The organism is Mesorhizobium sp. M1A.F.Ca.ET.072.01.1.1, from assembly GCF_004023325.1.
Lineage (GTDB): Bacteria > Pseudomonadota > Alphaproteobacteria > Rhizobiales > Rhizobiaceae > Mesorhizobium.
Genome location: NZ_RZSF01000025.1, coordinates 18,521 through 39,193, shown reverse-complemented (window position 1 = coordinate 39,193; position 20,673 = coordinate 18,521). Strand labels below are relative to the sequence as shown.

Annotated in this window: 19 protein-coding genes and 1 pseudogene; 9 read left to right on the top strand and 11 right to left on the bottom strand. The window is 64.8% G+C overall.

The window, feature by feature from the left end:
• From tssJ to tssA, 9 genes are all read right to left on the bottom strand, one after another.
• A partial coding sequence (tssJ, locus tag EOA32_RS06310; RefSeq protein ID WP_128371208.1) for a type VI secretion system lipoprotein TssJ occupies window positions 1-411 on the bottom strand: 411 nt, incomplete at its 3' end.
• A gap of 3 nt (window positions 412-414) precedes the next feature.
• Window positions 415-1,863 carry a type VI secretion system-associated FHA domain protein TagH gene (gene tagH, locus EOA32_RS06305; protein ID WP_128371207.1) on the bottom strand — a complete coding sequence of 483 codons (1,449 nt, stop codon included), beginning with the start codon at window positions 1,861-1,863 and terminating at the stop codon, window positions 415-417.
• Window positions 1,860-2,942: a type VI secretion system baseplate subunit TssG gene (gene tssG / locus EOA32_RS06300; protein WP_128371206.1), complete on the bottom strand. Its 1,083-nt coding sequence runs from the start codon at window positions 2,940-2,942 to the stop codon at window positions 1,860-1,862. Before tssG ends, tagH begins: the two co-directional genes overlap by 4 nt.
• The gene (gene tssF / locus EOA32_RS06295; protein ID WP_128371205.1) at window positions 2,906-4,783 is read right to left on the bottom strand and encodes a type VI secretion system baseplate subunit TssF; all 1,878 of its coding nucleotides are present in this window, start codon (window positions 4,781-4,783) and stop codon (window positions 2,906-2,908) included. Before tssF ends, tssG begins: the two co-directional genes overlap by 37 nt.
• 1 nt (window position 4,784) lies before the next feature.
• On the bottom strand, window positions 4,785-5,537 hold the full coding sequence (gene tssE / locus EOA32_RS06290; protein WP_128371210.1) for a type VI secretion system baseplate subunit TssE: 753 nt from the start codon (window positions 5,535-5,537) through the stop codon (window positions 4,785-4,787).
• Window positions 5,524-5,973 carry an Hcp family type VI secretion system effector gene (locus EOA32_RS06285; protein WP_170950255.1) on the bottom strand — a complete coding sequence of 150 codons (450 nt, stop codon included), beginning with the start codon at window positions 5,971-5,973 and terminating at the stop codon, window positions 5,524-5,526. Before EOA32_RS06285 ends, tssE begins: the two co-directional genes overlap by 14 nt.
• A 59-nt stretch (window positions 5,974-6,032) precedes the next feature.
• The gene (tssC, locus tag EOA32_RS06280; protein WP_066989059.1) at window positions 6,033-7,538 is read right to left on the bottom strand and encodes a type VI secretion system contractile sheath large subunit; all 1,506 of its coding nucleotides are present in this window, start codon (window positions 7,536-7,538) and stop codon (window positions 6,033-6,035) included.
• Window positions 7,539-7,541: 3 nt separating this feature from the next.
• On the bottom strand, window positions 7,542-8,078 hold the full coding sequence (gene tssB, locus EOA32_RS06275; protein WP_066989057.1) for a type VI secretion system contractile sheath small subunit: 537 nt from the start codon (window positions 8,076-8,078) through the stop codon (window positions 7,542-7,544).
• Window positions 8,079-8,083: 5 nt separating this feature from the next.
• Entirely contained in the window at window positions 8,084-9,283 is a 1,200-nt protein-coding gene (gene tssA, locus EOA32_RS06270) for a type VI secretion system protein TssA (protein WP_095776298.1), read from the bottom strand.
• A gap of 332 nt (window positions 9,284-9,615) precedes the next feature.
• Between tssA and tssH the strand changes: the two genes are divergently transcribed.
• From tssH to EOA32_RS06225, 9 genes are all read left to right on the top strand, one after another.
• On the top strand, window positions 9,616-12,456 hold the full coding sequence (gene tssH / locus EOA32_RS06265) for a type VI secretion system ATPase TssH (protein ID WP_066989053.1): 2,841 nt from the start codon (window positions 9,616-9,618) through the stop codon (window positions 12,454-12,456).
• A gap of 112 nt (window positions 12,457-12,568) precedes the next feature.
• A complete protein-coding gene (locus EOA32_RS06260; RefSeq protein WP_245499174.1) occupies window positions 12,569-12,862 on the top strand; it encodes a hypothetical protein in 294 nt (97 codons plus the stop codon).
• A gap of 284 nt (window positions 12,863-13,146) precedes the next feature.
• A complete protein-coding gene (locus EOA32_RS06255) occupies window positions 13,147-14,349 on the top strand; it encodes an ABC transporter substrate-binding protein (protein ID WP_066989051.1) in 1,203 nt (400 codons plus the stop codon).
• An 80-nt stretch (window positions 14,350-14,429) separates the two neighbouring features.
• Window positions 14,430-15,296: a branched-chain amino acid ABC transporter permease gene (locus EOA32_RS06250; protein ID WP_066989049.1), complete on the top strand. Its 867-nt coding sequence runs from the start codon at window positions 14,430-14,432 to the stop codon at window positions 15,294-15,296.
• A 7-nt stretch (window positions 15,297-15,303) separates the two neighbouring features.
• On the top strand, window positions 15,304-16,284 hold the full coding sequence (locus EOA32_RS06245; RefSeq protein ID WP_095776296.1) for a branched-chain amino acid ABC transporter permease: 981 nt from the start codon (window positions 15,304-15,306) through the stop codon (window positions 16,282-16,284).
• 3 nt (window positions 16,285-16,287) lie between these two features.
• Window positions 16,288-17,067: an ABC transporter ATP-binding protein gene (locus EOA32_RS06240; RefSeq protein WP_128371204.1), complete on the top strand. Its 780-nt coding sequence runs from the start codon at window positions 16,288-16,290 to the stop codon at window positions 17,065-17,067.
• The gene (locus EOA32_RS06235) at window positions 17,064-17,786 is read left to right on the top strand and encodes an ABC transporter ATP-binding protein (RefSeq protein WP_128371203.1); all 723 of its coding nucleotides are present in this window, start codon (window positions 17,064-17,066) and stop codon (window positions 17,784-17,786) included. The genes EOA32_RS06240 and EOA32_RS06235 overlap by 4 nt, the downstream gene beginning before the upstream one ends.
• A gap of 11 nt (window positions 17,787-17,797) precedes the next feature.
• A complete protein-coding gene (locus tag EOA32_RS06230) occupies window positions 17,798-18,544 on the top strand; it encodes an aspartate/glutamate racemase family protein (RefSeq protein WP_128371202.1) in 747 nt (248 codons plus the stop codon).
• 118 nt (window positions 18,545-18,662) lie between these two features.
• The gene (locus EOA32_RS06225; RefSeq protein ID WP_066989406.1) at window positions 18,663-19,370 is read left to right on the top strand and encodes a GntR family transcriptional regulator; all 708 of its coding nucleotides are present in this window, start codon (window positions 18,663-18,665) and stop codon (window positions 19,368-19,370) included.
• 21 nt (window positions 19,371-19,391) lie between these two features.
• Here the strand turns inward: EOA32_RS06225 and EOA32_RS39665 are convergent.
• Both EOA32_RS39665 and EOA32_RS06215 read right to left on the bottom strand, forming a co-directional pair.
• Window positions 19,392-19,508: pseudogene (locus EOA32_RS39665) on the bottom strand (NAD-dependent dehydratase); the annotation flags it as partial.
• A gap of 55 nt (window positions 19,509-19,563) precedes the next feature.
• On the bottom strand, window positions 19,564-20,520 hold the full coding sequence (locus EOA32_RS06215) for a LysR family transcriptional regulator (protein WP_128371201.1): 957 nt from the start codon (window positions 20,518-20,520) through the stop codon (window positions 19,564-19,566).
• Between the last annotated feature and the right edge of the window lie 153 nt (window positions 20,521-20,673).

Sequence of the window (20,673 nt, the reverse complement as noted above, 5' to 3'; positions counted from 1 at the left end):
GAATTTCGATCCCGCCGACACCGACTTGGTCGTGCGCCAGTTGCGTCCGCCGGGTTCGCGGATCAGCGCGACGAAGCCGAGCGCCGTCGCGTTCGGTTCGACCGTGATGGTCTTGGCCGCCGTCTTGCCCGGTGCGACGGAGATCGAATCGGATCCGATAAGGTCGGCTCCAAGTGCGGACCCCGCATCGCCCTGCAGCGCAAAATAATCGGCCGAATTGAACTTGCCGGTGCTGGCAAGCCGCATCACCAGCACAGTCACCGGTCGATCGCCGCCGCCGGGTCCCGGATTCATGCCGGCGCCACCGGTCACGTTGACCGAGATAACCGATGGTTTCGGCGGGCCGCTCTGGCAAGCCGCAAGCAGCCCCGTCGCGCCGAGGGCAACGATGAATTCGCGTCGATCGATCATGTCCTACTCCTCTTCGTATGCATCCCTGAAGTCTGCGCCGATCTCGCCCAGGAAACTCGATTCCGCGCTTTGGGCGATGTCGCGATGGCGTTTCTGGTAAAGCTCCCACAGCTTGGCGTTGCGGCCGCCCGCAAGCAGGTTGCCGATCGCGGAATTGGATTTCAGCTCTTCCTCGATCGTCGCCGGATCGAACCGGTCGATCATGCGCCGCAGCGCTGCCTGAACGCCGCGCCAGGCGCGCACGTGGTGCTGCGCGAGATCCTTCACCGCATCGCCGATCGCCGCCTCGCCGGAGAGGAAGCCGGGACTGCGCTCCGAGATTATGGTCACGATGACATCCTCGACCGTCGGCAGGAATTTGAGCGGGTTGACCTCGGAGGCGCCGACCACAGTCTGGGCAACGCGCGCGCTGCCCTTTTCCTCGGCGCGCTTGCGCAGAAGCTGCATCAGGCCGTCCAGCATCAGCCGGTACTCGCGCCCGAATTTTTCCATCTCGGCAATCGCGTCGCGCCCGAGAAAATCGGCCTCCTCGACCCCCATGCCGCGCAGGAAGGCGGCGCGTAGCGCCATATCGCCCGGCGCAGGCTGAGCTGCACGGGACGGCCTGGGCGCGGGAGCCGGGCGCGGCGGAGGAGGCGGCTCGGGCGTGCGCGCCGGCAAGTCCCGCGGAGGAGCGACCTGCGGCTTGTCGGCCTGCTGCTCGGCGCGACCAGCCGGATGCGCGCCATTGGCGGAGGCAGGCGTCGCGGCTGGGCCGAAGCCGAAGTCGTCGAAGCCGGCCGGTTTCGGCGCCGGCTGCGCCGTATCGCCGCGCGCGGGCATGTCGCCGAAGCCGAACGGATCGGACCGGCCAGTTGCCGAGTCGTCGTCCGAGGCCGGTGTCGCCACCGGGTCGAGGCTGAATGGGTCGTCGAAGGCGGGCGAACTGCGCTGGTTCGAGGCGCGGTCATACGCGCCGGGCACAGGCTGCTCGAACGGGTCCGGCAGATCGGCCGGCCGCGGCCGCCGCGGCTCCTCCTCGACCTTGGCCGAAAAGAAATCGTCGCCGCCGATGCTGGGCGAAGATCGCGGCTGAGGTGCCGACCAGGCGGCGGCGGAATGGTTGGCGACCTCACCGACCGAAGTCTGGCTCGCGCTTGGCTGGACCTCGACATAGAGCACGTAGTCGCCCAGTTTCAAACGCATGCCGCTTTGCAGCCGTGCCGACCTTCCGGTGCCGAGCGGGCTGTCGGAATCGTCGATGAACAGCCCGCTGCTCGACGTATCGGTGACGAAGTAGCCGTCGCGGCCGCCGCTGATCTTGCAATGGGCGCGCGACACGAACATGTCCGGATCGTCGATCTGCCAGCCGGCATCGGCGCTGCGCCCGATCACCAGTTCGCCTTCGTCCAGCCTCGTCTGCCTGACCACCTGGGAGCGCGGGCCTTGTTCCAGCGTCAGCAGCAGGCTCATGCGGCCGCCTCCGCCATTTCCGGCCGCCAGCCGACGACAGTGCGGAGCTTGAGATCGTCGGCGTCTCCCTTCTCGGCGGGGCGAGCAAGCCAGGAGGTTCGGCCGAGCTGGACGGTGCCGATCTTCGGCGGCGGCACGGCGTCGCGCGCAAGCACGATGCGCAAATCGACATCCAGCGCTTCGCCGATCATGTCGAGCACCGCTTTCTTGAAGAGGGCGAGGCGCCGCTCTCCAGGCAGGAACGACTTGAAGTCGTCGAGATCGAGCGGGCCGACGCGCAACTCGATCCGGCTCTGGCGGCTGAAGACGCGCGGACCGATCGTGGCCCCGCGCCCGAGCGCCGCATAGGCCTTGCCGACGCGGCTCTGCAGTGCCGCCGGTATGGTGATCCAGGAAGCGACGAATTCCTTGATCTCGACCGGCACCTTGAAGGCCGTGGCAAGAAACAAGGTCAGCCGTTCCGGACCGTCGACCTGGCTGGCCAGCGATCCGGCCTGGCGCAGCCGCACCGCGTCGAGTTCGGCATCCTGGGTGCCGGGAAGGCCGATCCCCGACATTGCTTCCAGCATGGCGCGGACGCGCCCGCCGACCGAGCGCTCGACCTGCACCGCCGGATGAGCGTCGGCCCAGGCGCGGTAGTAAAGCGCGATCATCCGATGCTGCAGGATGTTGACGAAGTCGACGAAGGTTGTGTCGCTGGTCTGCTCCGCTTGCGTGCCGGTGAACCAGCGCTGCGACAGCCGGTCGAGCACCCAGCGCGTCAGATGCAGCGGCATCGGCCCTTCGGGCCCGAGCAGTCCGAGATTGGCGACGGTCACCCGCGCCGGAGCCTTTTCGCCCGCCTCCTGGAATTTCATCACGTCCCTGGCCGAGAAGCTCAGGCGAACATGCTGGCCGAGCCGCGCCGGCTCGCGATTGGCCTGGCCGGAATAGCCGAACAGCCCGCCCCTCTGCTCCAGCCGGCGCAGCAGCTCGAAGAAGTCGAAGCTTTCCGACAACGCCCCGATTCCGTCTGGGGCGGCTTCGCTCGGGGCGGGCCGTGCTAGATCAGGTAGCGATTGCCGGGCGTCATCGGCCATGGCACATCCTCCTGCTTCTGCAGCAGCCGCGTGCGTGTCCGCACGAAACCGTTTATCCCGGCATGGCGGGCAAACAGCCGCGCCAGCAGGGCCGAAAGCAAAAGCGTGCTTTGCCCCGCCAGCACCGACTGGTCGACATGCAGCGTCACTTCCGTGCCCCGCCCGAAGCACATCGGCCCGTCGATCTTGAGCCGCTCGATCACTGGGCGCGAGTCGATGCGGGTGATCGAATGCACGTTGCGGGCGAGGCTCGGGTCGCCGCGGTCGGCATAGAGATCGAGCAGCGCGTGCAGCGGATCGACGCCGCGGCCTTCCTTGGCGAGACTCAAGAAGTTGAGCGAGAGCTGCGCCACCAGCCGCCAGGCGAGATTGTCGGCGCGGGATTCGCCTTCGGCGCCCGCCGGCAGCGACGCCGGGATCGACGGCTGGGGCGGCCGCAGCGCGCCGAGCAGCCTGACGGCCTCCACGGGGTCCGCCGTCTCCAGCGTCAGTGTCGGTGTGTCGTCGAGGATCGGCAGGTCGCGATTGGTGCAAAGCGCAATGACGTCGAGGCGCTTGAGCGGCCGGTTGGCCGGGCTGCCGGCCGGGCGCGACACCGAGAGGAAAACATCGTCTCCCGTGTAGGAGGTGCGGGTCAGACCGTCGCGACGCTCATCTTCGGTGGCCCTGCGAGGCCGCCGCTCGGTCGAATACACCCAGCCGCTGCCGCGGTTCTGCCCCAGGCTGAAAAGCTCGGGAATCTCGGCCTCGCTGCCCTCCGCGTCGGCATCCTCCACTCGGGTGACGCGGAAGATCTCGAAATCGCGCGCTCTGGTTCGATCGGCATGCAGCACTTGCCGTGTCCTGCGCGGATCGATCTCGATGACGTTGCATTCGCGCTCGAAGAGATTGATCAGCGGCGTCACGAAGAGCTCGAAATCGGCCGGCGCAACGTCGGCGAGCTCAGGCACCGGGCGGCGGAACAGGAAGATGATCTCCATCCCCGCCTCGCATTGGCGCACCACCGGCTGCAGGCCGGCGACCCGCACATAGTGGAAGCGCTCGGGGATCATGAAATATTCGCGCAGCAGCCGGTAGCCCTCGAAGGTCGGGCGGGTGCGCGGCATCAGCGCCTCGTCGTCGCGGATGCCGACCATTTCGGGCTCGGGCAGCGCGGCCGATAGCGGATTGGTCTTTCCTTCCGCCCGCGCGCCGACGGCCGAGCAGGCCCCGAAGATCGCGTCGAACAGGAGCGGCGCCTTGGTGCGCCCGGCGAAATAGAGATCGAGACGGTCGAGCGACAGCTCGCTGAGCTTGCCCTTTCCGGTGCGCGCAAGCGCGACGCGCAGCGCTGCCTCGCCGCGCGCGCCGCCGACTGGGCCGATGCCGGCGGCAGCCAGCGCGCTGCGATCCTGGAAATAGCTGACGGAGGTGATCGCGATCGGCCATAGCGTGATCTCTTGCGCGGTGCTGAAGGTTGACCGCGTCGACAGTCCCGGATGCAGGCTGGAGACCAGTCGTGTGCCGCGCGCGACTGTATGGCCGGCGATCATCGACTGCACCTGCTGGCCGGGTTTCAGCACCGCCATCGCCGTTGCCGGCGCCGGCGTGACCAGGTCCGGGTAAAGCACGTCGAGCACGGCGCGAGAGAAGCGCGAGCGCTCGGCGTCGACCTTCAGCCGCGTGCGCGCGGCAAGGAAGGCCACGCCGTCGAGCAGCCGTTCGACATAGGGGTCCGGGCAGGGGACGGTGTCGAGGGAAAGATTGCGGGCGACTGCCGGATGCATATCGGCGAACTCGGCCGCGAGCGCCCGGATATGGGTCAGTTCTTCTTCGTAATATTCGACGAAGACCCGATCCATCTCAGGTCTCCCGGAATTCGGTTCGCGCCAGGCCGTTGTCGAGATTGATCGTGGTGCGCAGCCGCATGCGCTCCGGCGTCGGCGTCATGATCAGCACGGCGTCGATCTCGATCTTCAGGCCGACGCTCTTGTCGCCGAGGGTGACATTGACCGTCGTGGCGCTTTCCTTGAGCCGCGGCTCGAAGGTGGCGAGCACCGCGCGGATCTCGCGCGCCAGGGTATCGCGGTCGAAGTCCCGCGAGGAGCGGCCGGAGAAGGACGGCACGCCGTAGTTCACGACGCTGCGGCGCACCTCCGGAAAGTCGGCAAGCGACGGCAGCTCGTCCAGGGGCTGTTCGTGCTCGGCATCGGAAAGCATCGGAACGGACTCGAAGCGCTCGGTGTTGAACAAGGCTTCGATGTCGCGCCGGACGGCTTCCCTGAGCACCCGCGCCGACACCACCACGCCGCGGCTTTCGATCTCGGCGCGATGTTCGGCCTGGAACACCAGACGGTGCAGGCGCCGCTTTTGGTCGGGGATGAGTTCCGCATCGGCATCGATGGTGCGTGCGCTGCCGGCGAGAAGAGCCTCGACGCGCTCGGCGCCGAGTTCTTCTTCCAGCAGGCGACGCAGCCCCTCGATCTCCGACGTCAGCCCGGGCAGGTCGTTGATGAGGCGGTCCCAGAGGGAGGGCTGGACCGCCTCGCGCTTTGCTCGCGAACTGCCGGCGAGCTGCGCCCTTGCGCCGGGCCTTTTGGCCTCACTTGCCGACATAGACATCCATTTCGATCTCGTCGTCCTTGTCGTAGACGAATTTGATCTTCTTGTAGGCGAAGCTCACTTCTTCCTCGATCAGGTCGGCCTCGTCATCGGCCTGCTTCATGTCGTATTCCATGATCGAAGCGTCGGTGAGCGTCACCACCAGATAATCGCTGGTCTCGCCGTCGATGGTGCGGCGCGCCGAAAACACCACTTCGTCGAGCGCCTTGTTGTCGAACAGCGCCTTCTTCAGGTAAGGCGACGCCTTGTCGTAATGCTTGGTGAACTTGATCATCCCCAAGGATACGCGCCCGCGGCGCGAGAGCGAATTGGGATCGTAAGGCGCGATCATCTTGTAGTCGACGCCATGGACTTCGATCTCATCTTCGTGGCCGTCGCGCACGCTGGGCCCCTTGATATCCGGAACTTTCAGGAAACCATCGATCTTCATTGAAGGCATTGTCTTTCTCCACCGCTCTCAAACCAAACAAGATGACTATGCTTGCGATTTCACCCCTTCACTGACGGCAGTTCGGACACCAGCCGGAGCGAGGCATTGATGCCTTCCAGCTGGTAGTGCGGACGCAGATAGAAACGGGCGTTGTAGTAACCGGGCCGGCCTTCGACACTGTCGACCTGGACCTCGGCCGCGGCGAGCGGGCGCTTGGCGCGCGCCTTGTCGTCGGCAAAGGCTGGATTGGCCAGCACGTACCGGTTGATCCATTCGGTCAACCAGATCTGCATGTCGGTGCGTTCCTTGAACGAGCCGATCTTGTCGCGCGCGATCGCCTTGAGGTAGTGGGCGAAGCGCGAGACCGGGAACAGGTAGGGCAGGTTGGCGCTGAGCCGCTCGTTGGCCTGCGCGTCGGGATCGACCAGACGCCCGGCTCGGGTCTCGTCGTCCTGCAGCGAATGGGCGCCGATGAAGGCCGCAAGGTCGGTGTTCTTCCGGTGCAGGATCGGCATCAGACCGAGCTTGGCGAGCTCCGCTTCGCGCCGGTCGTCGATAGCGACTTCCGTCGGGCATTTCATCGCGATCGATCCGTCGTCGGTCGGAAACGCGTGCACCGGCAGGTTGAGCACCGTGCCGCCGTTTTCGACGCCGCGGATCTGTGTGCCCCAGCCAAAAAGCTTGTGGCTGCGGTTGATGTTGACGCCCATCGGGAAGGCGGCGTTCATCCAGACATATTTGTTGTGGTCGCCTCCCACTTCTTCCTCGAAGGTGAAACCCTTCACCGGAACGGTCTCGGAGCCGTAAGGCAGGCGCGCCAGCACCCGCGGCATGGTGAGGCCGATATAGCGGGCGTCCTCGCTCTCGCGCAGCGACTGCCACGAGGCATAGGCCGGGTTGTTGACGATCATCTGCAGGTCCTGCGGGTTGGGCAGTTCCTGCCAGCTGTCCATGCGGAACAGGCGCGGCGAGGCGGCGGCGATGAAGGGCGTGTGCGCCGAGGCGCAGACGCCGGAGATGTTGCGCAGCAGGCCGACGTCGCGCGGATGGTTCGAGAATTCGTAGGCGCCGAGAATGCAGCCGATCGGCTCGCCGCCCAGCATCGAATACTCGTCCGTATAGACCTTCTTGAAGATCGGGCTCTGGTCCCACATCTGGCCTTCATAGTCTTCCAGCGTGTCGGCCAGCTGTTCCTTGGAGATGTTCATCACCCGGATCTTGAGCTTTGTATCCGTCTCGGTGTTGTTGACGAGATACCAGAGGCCGCGCCAGGTGCCTTCCATCTCGCGCACTTCCGGCGCGTGCAGGATCTCGTTGACCTGCGTCGTCAGCATCTTGTCGATGCCGGCGATCAGCGACTTGATCGACTTGATCGCATTGGACGAGATGGTGGTGGTTTCGGAGCGCGACTGCGCCGCCAGCGCCAGGTTGCGCACCAGCTGCTGCAGCTTCTCGCTGTCGTCCTTCTTGACCTTGAAATCCTTTTCCAGGAGGCCGCTGAATTCGCCGAGGTCAATCGCTTCCGCCTCGGCGGTGGCGGCTGCGGTTTTTTGCTGTTCAGCCATGACTTACTCCTCGCCCTTGCCCTCAGAAATCGCCTGGCCGGCGATCTTGCTCAGCAGCGGTTCGTTGTTCAGAAGCTGCGCGATGCGCTTTTCGGCGTCGACGCGGCCGTCCATGAAGCCGAGCAGCTCTTCGAGCTGCCGGCGCATCTTGAGAATCTCGGCCAGCTGCGGGACCTGCTCGGCGATCTTGTCCGGCGCGAAATCGCCCATCTTGGAGAAGGTGAGATCGATCGCGAGCTCTTCGTCCCGCTCGGCGCCCTCGGCTTGCGGGAGTGTGTTCTTTACCCGCGCCTTCACCCGCGGTCCCATGGCCTCCATGAACTTCGGGAAGCGGTTGGCGTCGGTTTCGACGAAGTTGCGGTCGAGCACCGACTTCACCGCTTCCTTGGTCTGTGAAGCGCCGGAAAGATCGGCCATCACGGCCATGACGAACGGCAGTTCGATCGTTGTCGGGCTGCCGTAGGTCTCGACGTCATAGGCGATCTGCACGCGCGGGGCGCGGTTTCTTTCGATGACCTTCGCTTTGCTCTCTGCTGGCATGCTTGTTACCTTTCATCCTTCTGGGCCGGCTTCTTCGGATCGGGGACACCGGCAAGAAGCCGGAACTCCTTCAGCCCCGACGGGGCAAGATCTTCCATCAGTTCCACGAAATCCATGTGCACCATGCGGCGCACGCGGCGGGCGAGATGCGGGATCGGGCTCGACGGCTCGGTGCGGTCATAAAAGGCGACGACGAGATCCAGGCATTTGACGACGTCGTCGCGCGAGGTGATCCGGTCGGGCAGCCCGGCGCCCGGTTCCGCATAGCTTGCGACACTTGCCATCGATTCGGCTCCCCTCGCTTCGGCGCCCATCCTTTCGCCACCATGGCCGTTTGGGCCGGGCGCTGCCGGTTCCGCCGGCTGCGGGATCGGCTTTGCGGCGCCGTTCGCCCCGGCACCGGCGGCGGAATTCCGCTCCAGCGTCGTCAGCAAACGCTGCAGGAAGCGTCTCAATTCCGGAATGGCGGGGCCATTGCCGTCGATGCGCTTGTTGAGGGCGGCGTCGACCTCGTCGAGAGCGGCGATCACCGCGCGGGCGTCGGCGAGCAGCGAGGTCATCGCCTCGCCGGCCTGATCGACGTGCGCCTTGCACCCGGTGCGCACCCGGTTCACCAGCTGGTTGTGGCCGCTTACCAGCGCCGCCTTTTCCGCCGCGCCCAGTCCCGAAGCAGCCTCCTGCAGCATGACGTGTTCGTCGAGGCTGCCCTTCTCCAGGTCCTCTCCCTTGATCGGGCCGACCGTGCGCGGCGCAAAGAAGACCATGCCGCGCAGATCCTTGAGCAGCCCGTCCTGGCTGTTTTGCAGGTCGATCAGCGCATTGATGCGCCGCAAGGCAGCCTCGCGCGCCGTGGCGCCAGAGCGCAGTGCCGGATGCATCGTTTCCCAATGCCTGTCGAAGGTTTGGGCGATCAGTGTCAGGCCTTCGGCGAGCCCGCCCAGCTGTTCTTCGTTGGCAAGGGCACGCACAACCAAGACGAGAAGGCGCAGGTCCCGCCCGTGCGACCGCAACTCCTCCGCCTTGGTGAGTACGACGGACCAGTCGACCGGAACATCGACTTCCGATTTGTTGTTTCCTTCGTATTCGACCTTTTTCTGCTGTTCGGTCAGGCGCTCCAGCTCATGAAAGGCCGGGTCGTTACGCAAGTCCTCTCCCGACGGATTTTCACCGTTCAGAGGATTCAGCCAGAGTGCGAGATCAATCACACTAACCCCCAGCCAGCGGCCCTGAGACCCTATGTGACGCAACGTTACCACCGGCCTCGCGTCACGACAATTGAGCAGCTGCTCAAAAACTAACGGATGCTAAACGCGACCGTTTCTTTCAGCAAAACCCATTGCGCGATTACCGGGCCGGGTATGTGAAATGGCTCGCATAGCCCGGACCGCAATTCAGTGTTTCTTGCACGACATTGCAGAGCTTGTGTAACCGGGCAGTGCCGCCCGGATAGATCCAAACGCCTTATCCGTCACGCGGCTTTGTCAAGCCGCCGCTTATATGGCAGGGTACGGTTGGCAGATTGCGGGAGCAAGTTCGAATGGAACAGCGCCGGTCATCGCAGAGCTTCAAGCGTAAGGAACTGGTCGCCAAGCTCAACGCCACGGGGGTGCGCGCCTTCAAGGCCGCGGCCGATACGGCCAAGCTGCGCGGCAATCCTTATGTGGAGCTCGTCCACTTCATCCAGCAACTGGTGCTGTCCGAGCGCTCGGACGTGCAGATGATCATCGCCGATGCCGGGTTGGACGTCAGCCGGCTGACGGCTGACATGACCCGAGCCATCGACAAGCTGCCTTACGGCGCGACCTCCGTCGAGGAATTCTCCGATCACATCTTCCACGCCATCCAGGAAGGCTGGAACCTGGCGACGCTGGAGTTCGGCGTGGAGGAGGTGCGCAGCGCCCATATCCTGCTGGCCTGCCTGAGGACGCCGGTGCTGGAAGGCCTGGTCTCGAAAATCAGCGCCGAATTCGACAAGATCGATGCCGACGGCGTCGTTTCCCGTTTCGCCGACGTGACCGAAGGCTCGCTCGAAGCCGGCACACCTCCCGCCTCTGCCGCCGCCGAACAGCCGATGAAGCGCGGTCCGGGCGGAGATTCGGCGCTGGCCAAATACGCGACCGACCTCACGCTGCGCGCCCGCGACGGCAAGATCGATCCGGTCGTCGGCCGCGACCCGGAAATCCGGCAGATCGTCGACATCCTCATGCGTCGCCGCCAAAACAACCCGATCCTGACCGGCGAGGCCGGCGTCGGCAAGACGGCGGTGGTCGAAGGATTCGCGCTCCGCATCGCCCAGGGCGACGTGCCGCCGACGCTTGAGAATGTCAGCGTGCGCATGCTCGATGTCGGGCTGATGCAGGCGGGCGCCAGCGTCAAGGGCGAGTTCGAGAAGCGGCTGAAGGCGGTCATCGACGAGGTTCAGGCCTCCGAGGTGCCGATTATCCTGTTCATCGATGAGGCGCATACGCTGATCGGCGCTGGCGGTGCCGCAGGCACCGGCGATGCCGCCAATCTTTTGAAGCCGGCGCTGGCGCGCGGCGAGCTGCGCACCATAGCCGCCACGACCTGGGCCGAATACAAGCAGCATATCGAGAAGGACCCGGCGCTGACGCGCCGCTTCCAGGTGGTCAAGATCGAGGAGCCGTCGGAAGCTGTGGCCGTGCTGATGCTGCGCGGCGTCGCCGGCGTCCTGGAGCAGCACCACAAGGTCCAGATACTGGACGAGGCGATCGAGGCGGCGGTCGCGCTCTCGCACCGCTACATTCCGGCCAGGCAACTGCCGGACAAGGCCGTCAGCCTGCTCGACACGGCTTGCGCGCGCGTTGCGGTCTCGCAGCATGCGACGCCGGCCGAGGTCGAGGACATTCTGCGCCGCCGCCAGGCGCTGGAGGTCGAGAGCGGCATCATCGGCCGCGAGGCGGCGATCGGCATCGAGGTCGCCGACCGTCAGGCTCGCGTCGATGCCGGGCTGGCGGAAACCGAGACCACCTTAGCCGCCGCCCAGGCGCGCTGGGATCGCGAGAAAGCACTGGTCGCCGAGATTCTTGACCTGCGCGCTAAACTGCGCGGTGAAGGCGTGCCGCTCGATGCGGCGGGGGGGGAGGCCGGGGAGGAAACCGTAGCGGCTGAGCCGGCTGCGTCCGAAACTCCCGAAGCAAAGGCGCCCGAGAGCAAGGCGGCTGAAACCAAGCCCGCGAAATCCAAGGGCTCGAAAGCCAAGGCGGCGAAGGGCGAGGCGGTCGAACCCGAGGCGGTCGTCGGAGAGACGATCGCCGAGGGATCGGCCGGTTCGTCTGCCGATCTCGCGCGGCTGCGCGAGCTGATGGCGGAGCTTGCCGCGGCGCAGGGCGAGACGCCGCTGATCCTGCCTTCGGTCGATCGCAATGCGGTCGCCGCCGTGGTGCAGGATTGGACCGGCATCCCGACCGGACGGATGCTGTCCAGCCAGACCGAGAAAGCGCTCAGGCTGGCCGCGACCCTTTCGGAACGCGTGGTCGGCCAGGATCACGCGATGGAGATGATCGCCAAACGTGTCCAGACCAGCCGCGCCGGCCTTGGCGCGCCGGAAAAGCCGGTCGGCGTATTCCTGCTCTGCGGCCCCTCCGGCGTCGGCAAGACCGAGACCGCGCTGGCGCTTGCCGAGACGCTTTATGGCGGCGAGCAGAACCTGATCTCGATCAACATGTCCGAGTTCCAGGAAGCGCATACCGTCTCGACGCTCAAGGGCGCGCCGCCCGGCTATGTCGGTTACGGCAAGGGCGGCATCCTGACCGAGGCGGTGCGCAGAAAACCCTATTCGGTGATCCTGCTCGACGAGGTCGAGAAGGCGCATCCGGACGTCCACGAAATCTTCTTCCAGGTCTTCGACAAGGGCATGATGGACGACAGCGAGGGCCGGCGCATCGATTTCAAGAACACGCTGATCCTGCTCACCTCGAATGTCGGCTCCGACGTCATCATGGACCGCACCAAGAACGGCACCGTGCGGACCGGCATCGACGATCTCGACGCGGCCCTGCGCACGCCGCTGCTGAAAGTTTTCCCGGCCGCCTTCCTCGGTCGGGTGGTCACCATACCCTATTATCCACTGTCGGATTCGATGATCGAGGCGATCGCCCGCCATCAGTTCGGCAAGATCGCGCGGCGGCTTAAAGCAACCAACGATGCCGAACTGGTCATCGGCGACGGCGTCATGGATCTGGTCAAGGCGCGCTGCACCGAGATCGAGTCCGGCGGCCGCATGATCGACGCCATCCTCACCAACACGCTGCTGCCGGAGCTCAGCCGCGGCGTGCTCAACCGCTCGCTGGAGGGCGCGAAGATGACGAAGGTCACCGTCGGCGCGTCCAAGGAAGGTTTTACCTACTCCTTCGAGTAGCCGCAGCAACTCCGGGGAAGGAGTGTAGCGCCCAATCGGGCCAAGCTATTTTGAAGATAGAGACTGGGAACTTTTGCTCCGCTGGCGATTTTGGATATGCTGCTGACCCGAAATGGCCGGAAAGGTGCCGCCGATGACGAAAAACCTTGCGATCTCCGCTCTCGTTCTGGCCACGGCCATTGGCGTGTCCGGCGCGGCGTTCGCCGGCGACCGGCAGCTTAAGCGCCCGGTCGAGCAGGAGCGCTACGTTCCGGCCGAAGGCGACCTCATCGACATCCTGTTCGGCGGACCGCGCTACTATGACGCCATGCTGGTCACCACGGCGGCGGGCGCGTGTTCATACCACCGGACGGGGCCGGACGCGAACGCGCTGAACAAAATCAACGACCATCACTGCGGAAAATAAGGTCTGCCCCGCGCCATTCGTACGGGCCAGCCGTCGGTAAGCCGCGACCGCCTCCATTTTCATCATGCCGCGAACTCATCGTTCGCCGAGGTGGCTGGCCGTTCGGGCAGCCAGTCCTCAGCCTGCGCCCGCGGTTGGGCCGCTCTGCCGTCGCACACATTCAGCCCAAACATTGTATACAATAACAAAGAAATCTGTTGACAATCTCTCGCAGGCGGCTTCCATAGGCTATCCGCGCAGCCGATGAGCAAAAACAAAAGCGCGATAACCAGAAGGGAACCGATATGATCAACCGACGCTCGACTTTGAAATCGCTGGTGCTTGGCGCCGCCTCGACCCTGGCCATGGCCGCCATAGGCATCCCGTCCGCGCAGGCTGAAAACAAGGAACTGAAGATCGGCTTTGTTGGTGTCACCAGCGGTCCCGCCGCCGCCTGGGGCACGTCCAATGTGCGCTCGATGCAGACGCGCGCCGCCTGGCTCAACGAAAAAGGCGGCGTCAAGATCGGCGACGACACCTACAACATCAACATCGTCACCTTCGACGACCAGAAAGATCCCAAGCGCGCCATCGCCGGCATGGAGAAGATGGCCCAGGAGGGCATCCATTATGTCGTCGGACCCAATGTCGATGACGGCGCTGCTGCGGTGCGCCCTGTCGCCGAGGCCAACGGCATCATCTATTTCCCCTATGCCTTCCCAAAGGCGCTCTACCAGAAGCCGGCCTCGAACGCCGTGCTCGGCATGATCGCCAACTATCAGTCGGGCCCGGCGATCTATAAATACCTCAAAGAAAACAAGGGCGTGAAGACGATCGCCTTTGTCGCCGCGAACGAATCCGACCCGCTCAGCCAGCGTGACAGTGGCGTCGAGGCGGCCAAGGCGCTCGGGCTCGACGTCGTCGCGCAGAACGACACGTACCAGAACGACACCCGCGACTTCACGCCGGTGCTGACCCCGATCGTCGCGCTGAAGCCCGATCTGCTGGTACTGTCCGGCGTGGCGCCGGCCAACGCGCCGCTCCTCATCCGCGCCGCCCGCGAGCTCGGCTTCGAGGGCTTGATCTCGACCGAGACGGCGCAGGACGCCAAGGTTCTGGAGGAGGGCGCCGGCGAATACGCCAACGGCTTCATTTCCGTCGGCGGTGCGTCGACGCCGGAGATCGCTTCGGATGAGATGAAGGAGTTCGTCGCCCGCTACACCAAGATGTTCGGCGAGTATAACGACGAGTCCAACACCAAGGTCTACGCGTTGGAGTACATCATCGAGACGATGAAGGCCAATCCGGCCGCCATCAACAATGTCGACGAATTCAAGAAGACCATGGACACCTTCTCGGCCCCCAACCCCTTCCTGAAGGGCGACGCCAAGCTGAGCTATGTCGGCGCGACCTCCTTCGGCCAGAAGCGTCAGCTAGCCGTGCCGATGGTGGTCAACGAATACAAGGACGGCGCTTTCCAGACCCTGTTCGTCGGCTCCGTCGACTAGGTTTGGGTTCCTAAGGTTACTTCCTCCCGAATGCCGGGGGTCCGGGCGATGCTCGGACCCCGCGGAAGATCGAAGGATCCATGGAACAGGTCATCGCCAACGGATTGTATCTCGGCGCCCAGTACGCGCTGATCGCGCTCGGGCTAACCCTGATCTTCGCCCTGATGAACGTGCTGAATTTCGCCCACGGGCAGATGTACGTTCTGGGCGGGTTCATCACCTATACCGTCTACGGCCAACTCGGCCTGCCTTTCGTGGTGGCGCTGCTGGCCTCCGGCGTGACGCTCGCCGTCATCGGCGCGCTGATGGAGAGATTCCTCTTTCGAACGGTTATCCGCCGCAGTCACCGCGAGGAGAGCACCATGCTGCTCGCCGCGGCCACGGCCTTCTTCTTCGACGCCGTCATCCTGCTCATGTTCGGTGAGAAGCAGCGCGGTGTTCCCAAGATCGTCAAGGGCGTCTTCAACGAAGCCGGCATCATCATGCCTTATGACCGCCTGGTTGTCGGCGCTCTGGCCATCGTCTTCATCGCCGCCTTTGTCCTTTACATGCAGTACAGCCGGGTCGGCCGCGCCATGCGCGCGCTCGCTCAGGACCGTGTCGCGGCCCAGCTGATGGGTGTCAGGGTCGACCGCTATTCCATGATCGGCTTCGCGCTCGGTGCCATGCTGGCGGGCGTTGTCGGCGGCCTGCTGGTCACCATCACCGGCGTCAATTCCGGCATTGGCGGCCCGATCTCGATCAAGGCCTTCCTGATGGTGATGATCGGCGGCGCCGGCGTCGTCGGCGGCGCGATCGCCGGCGGCTTCATCCTCGGCATGATGGAATCGGTCGGCCTGACCGCGCTGCGCGAATATGGCGACGTCACCTACCTCGTCATCTTCGCCGCCCTGATGGTGTTTCTGTCGATCCGCCCCAACGGGCTGATGGGCAAGCCGTGGGGTTGATCGCGCCATGACCCGCAATCGCAACATGAAGATCGCTTCGGTCGCAGCCTTCCTGGCGATCGTCTTCATCGCCGTGCCGGCCGCGATCTCGGCCAGCGGCCGCATCGACCTCTACTACACGCTGACTTCGGTGGCGCTGCTCAGCATCGCCAGCGCCGGCGTGTGGCTCACCTTCTACATCGGTCGCATCAATATCGGCCAGGGCGCCTATGCGCTGATGGGCGGCTATGTCTCGGCCATACTGGTGATGAACCACGGCTGGTCGTTCTGGCTGACGCTGCCTGTCGCGGGTCTCTTCTGCGCCGGCGCGAGCGTGCTGATCGGTCTGCCGATCCTGCGGTTGCGCGGCGTCTATTTCGCCATGGTGACGCTAGTTCTGACCGAGGTCGTGCGGCTCTTGGCGCTGGCGCTGCCGATCACCAACGGCGCCAAGGGCATCGTCAGCATCCCGCTGCCCGGCGCGCTCTCGGTCTTCGGGCTGACCATCATCCCGGACTTCGCCACGCTGCAGAATTCGCGGCTCGCGTTCTACCTGCTGGCGGTCACGCTGATGGTGGGCTGCTTCGCGGTGATGTATCGGCTGGTCAACTCGCGCATCGGCAAGCTCTGCCAGTCGCTGCAGCAGAACGAGGAACTCGCCTCCTCGATCGGCGTCAACATCGCCTATCTGCGCGTCATCGCCTATGCGGTGTCGTCCTTCTTCGGCGGTCTCGCCGGCGCCATCTTCGCCGCCATCTCGCAGTCGATCTATCCGTCGAGCTTCACGGTCACCGATTCCGTCAACTTCATGCTGAACTGCTTCCTCGGCGGCCTCGGCTACGTGTTCGGTCCGATGCTCGGCACGCTGGTGCTCTATTTCGGCTGGGACCTCTTGTTCCAGACCGGCCAGTTCCAGCTCCTGATCTATTCCGGCCTGATGATCGTTTTGATGCTGGTGCTGCCCAACGGCCTGCTCAGCCTCACGGTTCCGACCCGGAAGAAGGCTTGAGCCATGGCCGAAATGCTCGAAGTTTCCGGCATCACCAAGCGCTTCGGCGGTCTCGTCGCGGTCAACAACGTCTCCTTCTCGGTGCGCGAGAAGGAGATTCTCTCGGTCATCGGTCCGAACGGCGCCGGCAAATCGACGCTGTTCAAGCTGATCTCGTCGTTCCTCAGGCCAACGTCCGGCCAGGTCCGCCTGAAGGGTGAACGCATCTCCGGCATGGCGCCGCATATCGCCGCGCGCAAGGGCGTCGTGCGCACCTTCCAGGAAACGACGATCTTCAAGAACATGAGCGTGCGCGACAACGTCATCATCGCGCATCATCTGCGCTCGAAGGCGAGCCTCGTCGGTTTCTTTCTCGGCACCGGCACGGCCAAGGCAGACGAAGCGGCTTTCGGCCAGTCCGCCGACGAGATCCTGGCGCTGCTCGGCCTGGCTTCGCTTGCCAGCGAGATCGCCCGCAACCTGCCACATGGCCATTTGCGGGCGCTGGGCATCGCTATCGGCCTTGCCACCGATCCCTCGATCCTGCTGCTCGACGAGCCCTTCGCCGGCATGAATCACGAAGAGACGATGCGCATGGTGGCGATGGTGCGGCGCCTGCGCGATCTCGGCCTTACCATCCTGCTCGTCGAGCACGACATGCCGGCCGTGATGAAGATCTCGGACCGTATCGTGGTGCTCAATTTCGGGCAGAAGATCGCCGAGGGAACACCGTCGGAAATCCAGGCCAACGAGAAGGTCATCGAAGCCTATCTCGGCAGCGAAGACGAGGCGATCGGGCTATGAACCAGATCCTGAACTTCGCCGGCGTCGAACTCTATTACGATCACGTCTATGCGCTGAAGGGCGTCTCGCTCGAGGTCAATGAGGGTGAGACCGTCGCGCTGATCGGCGCCAACGGCGCCGGCAAGTCGTCGATCCTGCGCGCCATCACCGGACTCAGCCGGATCAGGTCCGGCGAGATCCACTACAGCGGCAAGCGCATCGACGGTGCCGCTCCAGACGAGATCGTCAAGATGGGCATCGCCATGGTGCCGGAAGGGCGCCGCGTCTTTCCCTATATGACGGTCAGGGACAACCTTTTGATGGGTGCCTTCACGCGCTCGAGCAAGGCCGAGATCGCGGCGACCTTGGAGATGGTGCTGGGGCGCTTTCCCCGGCTGAAGGAGCGCTTCTCCCAAGCTGCCGGCACGATGAGCGGCGGCGAACAGCAGATGCTGGTCATCGGCCGCGCGCTGATGGCCAAGCCGAAGCTTTTGCTGCTCGACGAGCCGTCGCTCGGAGTCGCGCCAAAACTTGTCCAGGACATCGCCCGCTCGATTGTCGCCATCAACCGCGACGAGAAGGTCAGCGTTCTGTTGGTCGAGCAGAATTCCCGCATGGCGCTTCGCATTTCGCAGCGCGCCTATGCGCTGAGCACCGGCAGCGTCGCCCTGAGCGGCAACTCCGCCGAACTGCTGAGCGACGACCGGGTCAAGCGTCTTTATCTCGGCGGCGAGATCTGAGGCTGATTTTAATGCGCATACTCGTCATCAACCCCAACACGACCGCGTCGATGACCGGCAAGATCGGCAAGGCGGCGACAAGCGTCGCCTCATCAGGAACCGAAATCGTCGCTGTCAATCCGGCCGATGGGCCGCCGAGCATCGAGGGCTATTTCGACGAGGTGTTCGCCGTACCGGGCATCATCGCCGAGATGAGCAAGGCGCCGGCGGCGGACGCCTATGTGATCGCCTGCTTCGACGATACCGGGCTCGACGCCGCGCGCTGCGCGACCGAAGCGCCGGTCATCGGCATCGGCGAGGCGGCCTTCCATCTCGCCAGCCTTGTCGCCGGCAAGTTCAGCGTCGTCACCACGCTCGCCCGCTCAGTCCCCGCCATCGAGCACAACCTTGCGAAATACGGTCTTGCCTCGCGCTGCGCCAAAGTGCGCTCGTCGGAAGTCGCCGTGCTCGAGCTTGAACGGCCAGGCTCGAACGCCAGGCATCGGATCTCGGACGAGATCGCGCGCGCCATTCGCGAGGATCACGCCGAGGCGATCGTGCTGGGCTGCGCCGGCATGGCCGACCTTGCGCACAGCCTGTCGGAAGAGCATGGCGTTCCGGTGCTTGACGGCGTCGTCTGCGCCGTCACCCTGGCCGAGAGCCTGTTCAAGGTCGGCTTGAAGACATCGAAGATCGGCGGCTATGCCGCCCCGCGAGGCAAGCGTTTCGCGGGTATCTTCGCTTCGGCGTCTCCCCCGGGCGCCGGTTCGCCTGGGTAAACGTGGCCCCGGGAGATCGGTCCCGCGGGATTGACCGGGGCGCGAGCGCCATTAGATTGGACCGGCCGCTGGCGATTTGGGGGCAGAGCGGGCCGCGTCGGGCCTGCGCATTGAAAGCATGTTGACGGTACTCAGAGAAGACGATCGCGACGACAAGCCGGCAGCGCGCTGGTCGCCGATCTACTATGGGCTGAGAGACGCCATCGTCAGCCATCGTCTCGCCCCGGGCACCAAGCTGCCGGAGGACGAGCTGGCGTCGATCTATTCGGTGAGTCGCACCGTCGTCCGCGCCGCCTTGCAGGCCCTTGCGCATGACCGGCTGGCGCGGCTGGAGCCCAACCGCGGTGCCTTCGTCGCACAGCCCTCGAAGATCGAGGCGCGCGAAGTGTTTGAGGCGAGGGCACTGATCGAACCCAAGGTGGCGGCGCTCGCCGCAAAGGCTGCGGTGCCCTCCGACATCGCGCAATTGCGAATGCACCTGGAGAAGGAGCATGAGGCGCTGCATGCCGGTCGCGACAGCGACGCCATCATGCTGTCGGCGCGCTTCCATGTTGGCATCGCCGAGATCGCGGCGCATTCGGTATTCACCAACTTCGTGCGCGACCTCGTCTCGCATTCCTCGCTGATCATCGCGCTCTACTGGAAACGCCGCGACGCGACCTGCGAGAAACATGCCCATCACGCGCTGGTCGACGCCATTGAAGCCGGCGACAGCGCCGACGCCGCGGCGCTGATGAACAGCCATCTGGTCGATCTGCTCTCCGGGCTCGATCTCACCGACAAGGTCGAGAAGTCCGACAGCCTCGCTGATCTGCTCCGCGCCTGAAGGAGGCGTGTGCCCCGTTAGGCCGAGATAGGCTGACATGCCCTTGGCGCGGGTCAGCGCCACCAGCGGCGAGATCAGGCCTTGCTTCACCGTGTCATGCACCTGCGGAAGCCGCACCACCGGTACTTTGACGCCGGCCTGCGCTATCGCCACCCCATCCAGTCGTGGATCGCTGCCCGATCGGCCTGATGCGCTAGACCTGAGCCTGCCGTTCCCGCGGCCGTTTTCGGGAGGTCTCGGCGCCGCCTCGATGCCTGATGTGATCGATGAATGCGCGCAGTTTGGGCAGGACCTGATGTTTTTCCGGATAGTAGAGGAAGACACCCGGCGATGTCGCGGCGAAGGCCGAAAGCAGCGTTTCGAGGCGCCCGTCCGCGAGCGCCGCGGCGGCAATCGGGCTTGGCACCTGGGCAAGCCCGGCGCCCTGGATCGCAGCGCCAAGCAGCGTGGGATAGTCGTGCGCAATGAACGGCCCGGAAACGATTGCCTCGACCGCCTTGTTGCCTTTGGTGAAGCGCCACGGCGCGACCGAACCGTTCGAACGGCGCAGGCGCAGGCAGGCATGGTGGCGCAGATCCTCGATGCGCTCCGGCGTTGTTCGCTGGCGTAGATAGCCGGGACTGCCGACGACCACCATCGGAAAGGACGGCGTCAGTCGAACCGCGACCATGTCGGCCGCGATGAGGTCGCCGAGCCGGATACCGGCGTCGAATCCCTCGGCTGCGAGGTCCGCCAATTCGCCGCTAGCGACGATCTCCAGCTCGATCTCGGGATAGGCCTGGCAGAAGGACGCGATCATCGGCTCCAGCAGCGTCGGCACCACCGCAGGCGGTACCGACAGGCGCAAAAGCCCAGCCGGCCGCTGGCCGATTTCGCGCGCGACCTCGCTTGCTGCTATCAAATCCTCGAAGGCTGGCCGGGCGCGCGAGAAAAAACGCTCGCCGGCTTCGGTCAGGCCGACGCTGCGTGTCGTGCGGACGAACAGCGCGGCGCCAATGCGCGCTTCCAATGTCCGCACCGCCTGGCTGATCGCCGATGGCGTGACGCCGAGCTCCGCCGCCGCCTTGCGGAAATTGCGATGCCTGGCGACGCTCAGGAACGCCTCGACGCCGTCGAGGGCGCCATGCCGGACTGTGAAGTTTTGCTTCATGACCCATTGAGATTATCGCGGATAGTTCCCGGCACAAAGCGGTCGTATCTGTGTTGTCGATTGGAAGGCTGGAGGGAGTGGCAATGACGGACGATTTGGATCGCGTGCGGTTGCGGGCGTCGGGGCCGCCGCCTTCGCTAAATCTCTGTTGGA

What these genes read in the sequence shown, in the direction of transcription:
- tagH (WP_128371207.1), bottom strand. Translation starts at nt 1,863, where the DNA reads ATGAGCCTGCTGCTGACGCTGGAACAAGGCCCGCGCTCCCAGGTGGTC.
- tssG (WP_128371206.1), bottom strand. Translation starts at nt 2,942, where the DNA reads ATGGCCGATGACGCCCGGCAATCGCTACCTGATCTAGCACGGCCCGCC.
- tssF (WP_128371205.1), bottom strand. Translation starts at nt 4,783, where the DNA reads ATGGATCGGGTCTTCGTCGAATATTACGAAGAAGAACTGACCCATATC.
- tssE (WP_128371210.1), bottom strand. Translation starts at nt 5,537, where the DNA reads ATGTCGGCAAGTGAGGCCAAAAGGCCCGGCGCAAGGGCGCAGCTCGCC.
- EOA32_RS06285 (WP_170950255.1), bottom strand. Translation starts at nt 5,973, where the DNA reads ATGAAGATCGATGGTTTCCTGAAAGTTCCGGATATCAAGGGGCCCAGC.
- tssC (WP_066989059.1), bottom strand. Translation starts at nt 7,538, where the DNA reads ATGGCTGAACAGCAAAAAACCGCAGCCGCCACCGCCGAGGCGGAAGCG.
- tssB (WP_066989057.1), bottom strand. Translation starts at nt 8,078, where the DNA reads ATGCCAGCAGAGAGCAAAGCGAAGGTCATCGAAAGAAACCGCGCCCCG.
- tssH (WP_066989053.1), top strand. Translation starts at nt 9,616, where the DNA reads ATGGAACAGCGCCGGTCATCGCAGAGCTTCAAGCGTAAGGAACTGGTC.
- EOA32_RS06260 (WP_245499174.1), top strand. Translation starts at nt 12,569, where the DNA reads ATGGCCGGAAAGGTGCCGCCGATGACGAAAAACCTTGCGATCTCCGCT.
- EOA32_RS06255 (WP_066989051.1), top strand. Translation starts at nt 13,147, where the DNA reads ATGATCAACCGACGCTCGACTTTGAAATCGCTGGTGCTTGGCGCCGCC.
- EOA32_RS06250 (WP_066989049.1), top strand. Translation starts at nt 14,430, where the DNA reads ATGGAACAGGTCATCGCCAACGGATTGTATCTCGGCGCCCAGTACGCG.
- EOA32_RS06245 (WP_095776296.1), top strand. Translation starts at nt 15,304, where the DNA reads ATGACCCGCAATCGCAACATGAAGATCGCTTCGGTCGCAGCCTTCCTG.
- EOA32_RS06240 (WP_128371204.1), top strand. Translation starts at nt 16,288, where the DNA reads ATGGCCGAAATGCTCGAAGTTTCCGGCATCACCAAGCGCTTCGGCGGT.
- EOA32_RS06235 (WP_128371203.1), top strand. Translation starts at nt 17,064, where the DNA reads ATGAACCAGATCCTGAACTTCGCCGGCGTCGAACTCTATTACGATCAC.
- EOA32_RS06230 (WP_128371202.1), top strand. Translation starts at nt 17,798, where the DNA reads ATGCGCATACTCGTCATCAACCCCAACACGACCGCGTCGATGACCGGC.
- EOA32_RS06225 (WP_066989406.1), top strand. Translation starts at nt 18,663, where the DNA reads ATGTTGACGGTACTCAGAGAAGACGATCGCGACGACAAGCCGGCAGCG.
- EOA32_RS06215 (WP_128371201.1), bottom strand. Translation starts at nt 20,520, where the DNA reads ATGAAGCAAAACTTCACAGTCCGGCATGGCGCCCTCGACGGCGTCGAG.